Origin of the sequence: Candidatus Cloacimonas sp., from assembly GCA_039680785.1 — a bacterium.
Classification (GTDB): Bacteria; Cloacimonadota; Cloacimonadia; order Cloacimonadales; family Cloacimonadaceae; genus Cloacimonas.
In genome coordinates, this window is record JBDKSF010000108.1 from 1 (window position 1) to 6720 (window position 6720).

Below are 6720 nucleotides of genomic sequence, written 5' to 3' on the forward strand. Positions count from 1 at the left end.
TCTATGAACTGAAAGAATATAAACAGGCATTATCCGCTCTCGAAACGGCGTTCAGCTTACCTTCCAACTCGGAAGAGAGCGAGTTTGACCAGGCAAATCCCGAACCAGAAATCACTCAACTCTATCAAGAATTGCAAAAATTAGCTAAATAAGACAAGCCCTATATCCGCAGAAAGTTCCCACAGGATAAAAGAACTATCCTTAGCTCATATATTGCGATAACTTTTAGACCTAAACAATTTTACTGCTTTCGCTAAAGCACTCTTCTTTATCATTTGGAGTTCTCTAATCGCTTGTCACACAGAGGACTCGCTTACAACCCAGTAACATTGCAGTAACAATGCAGTTATCTCATAAGAGAAATGCTACTGATGCGTTACTGAAATATAACGCCAGAATGCCTGGGGCAACATAAGAGCATTTGGCTGTTGCGTTTAAACGCTAAATCGAGCAAATGTCTTGCCAGTAAGTAAGTAGGCAACCAATATTTAATTATTCTGTTAACCTCTTTTCGATAGAATGAATAATTGGTTTAAGGGTAAAACGAAAGGAGAAATCTAATTGTACCATAATTTTACAAAAGATCCGGAAGCCCAAAAAAGTGGACTTCCGGATTTTAATAACTTATACTAAACCTTGATCCATCATAGCATTGGCTACTTTAATAAAGCCAGCTACATTGGAACCCTTTACATAATTTACAAATTGATCTTCCTTACCATAATTGATGCATTGCTGGTGAATAGCTTTCATAATGCCGTGTAATTTTTCATCTACTTCGTCTCTTGACCAGGAAATGCGCATTGAATTTTGAGTCATTTCTAAACCTGAAGTTGCTACTCCTCCGGCATTTGCGGCTTTACCGGGACCAAACAAAATTTTATTTTCCAGGAATACCTTTATGCCTTCAATGGTAGTAGGCATATTGGCACCTTCGCAAACGCAGATACAGCCGTTCTTAATAAGGGTTTTGGCTTCTTCTTCGTTTATTTCATTTTGGGTTGCACAGGGCATAGCAATCTGACCAGGAATTATCCAGGGTCTTTGTTCAGGGTAATATTTTACCTTAAATTCATCTGCATATTCTTTGATGCGACCACGGCGAACATTTTTTAATTCCATTAAATATTCCCATTTTTCACCCTGGATTCCATCCGGATCATATATAAAACCATCAGAGTCGGATGCTGTTATAACCCTACCACCCAATTGATTTACTTTTTGGATAGCAAATTGAGCAACATTTCCGCTGCCCGAAATAAGCACATTTTTACCTTCAATGCTCTGGCCTTTAGTTTTTAACATTTCATCTGCAAAATAAACAGCTCCATAGCCTGTGGCTTCAGGACGAACTAAGCTGCCACCCCATTCCAATCCTTTTCCGGTAAAAACACCCGTAACTTCGTTGACAATTTTCTTATACATTCCATACATAAACCCGATCTCGCGTTTTCCTACGCCTATATCTCCTGCTGGAATATCAGTATTGGGACCGATGTGGCGGTATAGTTCTAACATAAATGAATGGCAGAAACGCTCAACTTCTTCGTCACTGCGATTACGCGGATTGAAATCGGAACCACCTTTTCCGCCACCCATAGGAAGAGTAGTTAAGCTATTTTTGAAGATCTGCTCAAAACCGAGGAATTTCAAAATTCCTAAGTTTACGCTGGGATGGAATCTTAATCCTCCTTTATAAGGACCAATGGCACTATTGAATTCTACTCTGAAACCGCGATTTACCATTATTTCACCGGCATCAGTTTGCCAGGGAACCCGGAAAATAATGATGCGTTCCGGTTCTACGAGGCGCTCTAAAATTTTTGCTTTGCGGTATTGTGGATTAGCATCATAAACATCCCAAATGCTTTCCACTACTTCAGTAACTGCTTGAATGAATTCAGGTTGGTCAGCATTTTTAGCTGAAACCTGGTGTAGATATTCTTGTTTTGTCATAACACATACCTCCTGTGTTTTTTTGCCACTGGAAAAAAACTATTTTTTTATACAATAATTACTTAATAATGGCAGCGTTTCTGCCGTCAAATAAAATTTTTAGGGGGTAAGGCGTTTTTTTTACTTTAAAAAAATTGCCTTCATCCATAGAAGGCAAAGAAGCAAGCCAATCCCAATCAATATAATCGGTTTCATCTTTTACAGTTAAATATGCAACATTCATACTGAATAAATTGTGGAAAAAGTGGCTGCCTTGGCTTGCCTCTATGGACATATTAGGTAAAAGAACTTCTACAATAGTGGCTACATTGGTTATTTGACTCCAAACCACTGGAATACCTAAAAAACGGTCACTGGAACCCCAACGACCTGGTCCTATCAGCAAATATTTTTCCGGTTTGATTTTTAAGTTAATGCTATCTAATTCTGCAGCCATTAGTTCGGTTTTTACGATGTCAAAATTTTCTGGTGGTAGATAAACAATTGTATTCAGGTCTTCCTCGCTGGAATTGCCTAAAGCGTAAGAAGAAAATAAAATCAGTTTTTCTTTTTGATCCAGCAAATTCTCCAGATCGGAACTATAAAGTTGTTGATTAACGGCTATAGGTCTAATTTGCAGTAGATAAAAATTTTGTTTCCCGGTCTGGGAATTGATATCAAAAGCAAATTCCATTTCCACTTCACAACCCACCAAATCTCTTCCCAAAGCCAGAAATTCCTTTAGTAAAAAAGCTAAAGGTGCTTCGGCATAATGCAGAATATTGCGATAAGTAATAACTCTGGGACCTTTTATATATTTTCCACTGAGGAATTCTTTATTTTCATAATCCCAAACTGAACTTAGAATGGCCAAATCGTTTTCCAAAAGATTCTGGGTAATTCTATTGCGAGATAAAGTGCTATCTTCTCCCAAGCTTAAATTAACCTCCCGGTGATTTATATCTATGGCATAGAAATGACGCTGATTATTTTGAACTATATCTTCCGGGGGAAACATATCCAGCTTAGGATAAGCCGGGCAAAAAGCAAAAGTTCTTTCTCTTTCCACTGCTGTTTTTCCTAAACCAGTAGAAAGAGAAACAATTCCATCCTTATGACTGGTATTTATGGCGGGGTAATAATTATAGGACTGAGCAACTCCTGAAAGTAAAGGATAAAAATAATCTCCGCGTCTGGAACCAGCAACTTTTTGAATGATGACTGCCATCTTTTCTTCCCGAGCAGGTATATTCAAGGACTCGCGATAAGCTCTGGCATTCTTAAGAAACATAGAAGCATAAACCAGCTTAATTGCTTGTGTGAGTTGATCAAAACGAACTTCAAAATCCAGATGGCTATTGGGAAGTAAAAAAGTTCTGAAAACCCCGGCAAAAGGATTGGTGAGATGATCTTCCAAAATAGAAGAAGATCTGACGGCTAAAGGAACTGCGCACTTGGTTAGTAAATTCCGTAAAGCGGAAATACAATTGGGTGGTAATTCGCTCCGTAAGAATAATTGATCAATTTCTGCATCGCTAAGCTTTTCCAAAGTATCAATATCAGCTAAAGCCGGATTACGATTGATAAAACCATCAAAAATACCAGTTGCTAAAACAGCGGCTACCGGAACGGAAATATTCACAGAAGGATAATTGTCGGCAATGGAAGTGTATCTGTTTAAGGCAACATTCAAAAAGGCAAGTCCTCTACCTTTTCCTCCAATGGAGTCCTCTCCTATCTTATAGATAAAATTTAAATCAAAATCTGATTCTTCATTATAGTCCTGAATTTTTTCCCGACGCCGAAAAGAAATCAGAGAATATAATGCTTCTTCTATCATTTTTCTGATATCTTCGGGATCAAGAGTTAGCGGAATGCTTTTTAGAAAATTACCCAAAGCCACTTCATTATGAGCTGATAACCAGGATTTTATTTGTCCTGTTTGTAAATGATGTATTAATGAAGAAACCGGTAAATTTTGCAGAGAATGATAAAAACCGATCAGCGTATTGGCTTCGCTTAGTTTTTCTCCTTCCGCTTCACGAAAAATAAATTTACCAAACCCAATTTCGGATTGCAACCATCTGTGTAACTGCATTTTTAATCCAGCAAGGTCCTTAAACAAAAACTCACCCCCATTGCTTGAAACAATATCCCGATACATTGGATCAAAGGATTGCATTAAAAATGGCAAGTTGGGATCTTTAGAATGGATGTTTTGTAATAGTTTTAGCCCTCCATTGGGTTGATAACTGCCCAAGTAATTATAATTGATATTGCTGATTATCCCAAGGATAGAGGGACGATATTGTTCATAGAAATTGAGGGCGCTATCATAATCATGCAGTAGAACTATTCGGGGTCTCGCATTTAGATATAAGCTATTAAACTGACTTTGATGTTCCTGACGGATAAGCCGAAGGCAAAGCTGAATAATTTGTTCATAGAGAACTGGTAAAAATTGAGAATAGTAGGGAATAAATGTTTCCACTACCATAATAATGGGAATGTCATAGACCTGAATATCACAAGGAATATTTATTGTTTCTTCACAAAGTTTGATAATGGCTAAAAAAAGTTTAGCATCCCCTGTCCAATAGAAAAAGTCCTGCACTTCATTTAATTCCTCAATATGGTTTTCCACAAACATCAGATCTTGGGGAGCTCCTAATAAGAAGTAAACCGGTAAATCGGGATAGTCCTTTTTTACAATTTCCATTAGTTCCAAAGCAATACTGCGCATTGAGGAAAGGTGAATAATGATGATATCTATTCTTTCCAGAGTTAATAGGTTACGAACACTTTCCAGAGAGGAAGAATGAAACACATTGGGCTGAGTATCTAAATTTAATAACCGAAAATATTCTGCAATACGGTCGGACAATAAGCCATCCACTTCAAACACAAAGGAATCAAACAGGGAGGCAATTAACAAAATATTATTTACCTTCTGCTGCATTAAGGACTCAAGTAAATCGGTTTCCCGTGCCCAGAGATTTGTGGAGTGCATCTTAATTACCTTATTTATGAATAACAGCCAAACCGGTCTTACCGTCCATTCTAACAATCAAGGGATGAGAAAATTCCAGATGGACGAAATATTCTCCTCTTTCACTGGCTGGTTGTTTTAATAACCAGTTCAGGTCAATATAATCAGTTTGCGAGACATAAGGAATAGTAAAATATCCAATATTCATAGCTACCAGATTGTGAAAGAAATGGGTTCCTTGCGATGACTCTACGATAAAATCTGGTAAACCCGTTTCCAGAATTACTTTTGCCCGATTAATTTGAGGCCATCGAACCGGGATTCCCAAAAATCTATCGCGTGAACCCCAGCGTCCAGGTCCAATTAAAATATAGCGCTTACCTCGTTCTTCCATTTTTTGGTTAAATTTTTCTATCTCTTCCTGCATTTCCTGGGTTCTGGTTTTGTCAAATTTACTTGGATCAAGGTATATAATATCGGTGAGATCATTGATGATACCATTACCCATTCCGTGTTCAGTATACATCAGTAAGTCCTCTTTATTCAGCTGGGAAGCATCAATTCTATAAGCATCCACATTAACACTCAAAGGTCGGATTTGCAGAATGTAAAAGGTGGGTTTATAGCTGTTACTGCCATCTGTGTTTAAATTTACCGCGAATTCAATTTCTACAGGAATACCCAGAGCTATTTCTCCTATCTCTAAAAGTTCTGATACAATTTGCGCTAAGGGGAAATAATTATATTTCAGGATATTGGAAAAAGTAATGACCTTCATCCCTTTGGCTTCCAGATTATCTGTTAAGCGGTTATTTTCATAATCCCATACGGAAGCAATATAGCGTAAAGTTCCCTTTTCATCTGCATCCTTAATATTCAAATTGGCCAAAGTAATTTCTTCGCCTTTTGTCAAGTCAAATTCATTTTTTAATAAATCTAAAGCAAAGAACTTCTTTTGGGAAGACCGTAACATTTCTTCAGGAGTCAGCACATCAATTTCCGGATAGCGAGGGCAAAACCTAAAATTCAATTTACCTTCCACTACGGATTTGCCCAGTCCCAAAGCAATATTGGCAATACCATCCGTATGTTTCATATGCGCCATAGGATAAAAATTATAACTTTGGGCTACGCCTGAAATATGAGGATAATAATAACGATTTTCTTGAAAGCTCCCAACTGTTTCCTGAATGATAACTGCCATCTTTTCTTCTTCCGCTTTGAAATTCAGCGCTTCCAAAAAAGTTCTGGCTTCTGAAAGATAAACAGAAGCAAATACCAATTTGATAGCATCCATTAATTGTCTTAACCGCTTTTCTTTATCCGGATGATTATTAGGTAGCATAAAAGTTCTATAAACACCTGCCAGTGGCTGTGCTTGAGAATCTTCCAATAAACTGGAAGAACGAACTGCAATAGGATATTTTACCACTTCCAGATAAATTTCCAAACGCTTGATCAATTGCTCGGAAAGATTTCCGGAAATGAAAATCTTGTCTATTTCTTCATCGGTTTTACCGGTAATTTGCTGTAAAATGTCATTATTTTCAACGAACTGAACAAATTCTACAGTTCCAATTATAGCTGTGCTGGGCAGAGAAATAGAAATATTCTCATATTTCTTTTCATAATCCATTGTGCATAAGAGGGCATTAAGAAATGCCAAACCGCGACCCTTGCCACCTAATGAACCATCAGTTAACCTGATAATTTGATTCATTTCACTAAGAGAAGCAGCATCAAAATTGATAATTTTACCTCTGTTTTTTTCAATGCGAACCGTTCGAAAAACCTGA

The 6720-nt window shown here is 37.5% G+C and carries 3 protein-coding genes; all 3 read right to left on the reverse strand.

The window, feature by feature from the left end; genetic code table 11:
- Positions 1-624: 624 nt before the first annotated feature.
- Positions 625-1956, reverse strand: a complete 1332-nt coding sequence (gdhA, locus tag ABFC98_07845) for an NADP-specific glutamate dehydrogenase (protein MEN6445939.1) — start codon at positions 1954-1956, stop codon at positions 625-627.
- A 58-nt stretch (positions 1957-2014) separates the two neighbouring features.
- Positions 2015-4945, reverse strand: coding sequence for a PEP/pyruvate-binding domain-containing protein (locus ABFC98_07850; protein ID MEN6445940.1), 2931 nt, complete (start codon positions 4943-4945; stop codon positions 2015-2017).
- Between the two features lie 10 nt (positions 4946-4955).
- The coding region (locus tag ABFC98_07855; protein ID MEN6445941.1) for a PEP/pyruvate-binding domain-containing protein at positions 4956-6720 on the reverse strand (1765 nt) is incomplete at its 5' end.

Coding starts and splice junctions, on each gene's coding strand:
- gdhA (MEN6445939.1), bottom strand. CDS start 1,956: ATGACAAAACAAGAATATCTACACCAGGTTTCAGCTAAAAATGCTGAC.
- ABFC98_07850 (MEN6445940.1), bottom strand. CDS start 4,945: ATGCACTCCACAAATCTCTGGGCACGGGAAACCGATTTACTTGAGTCC.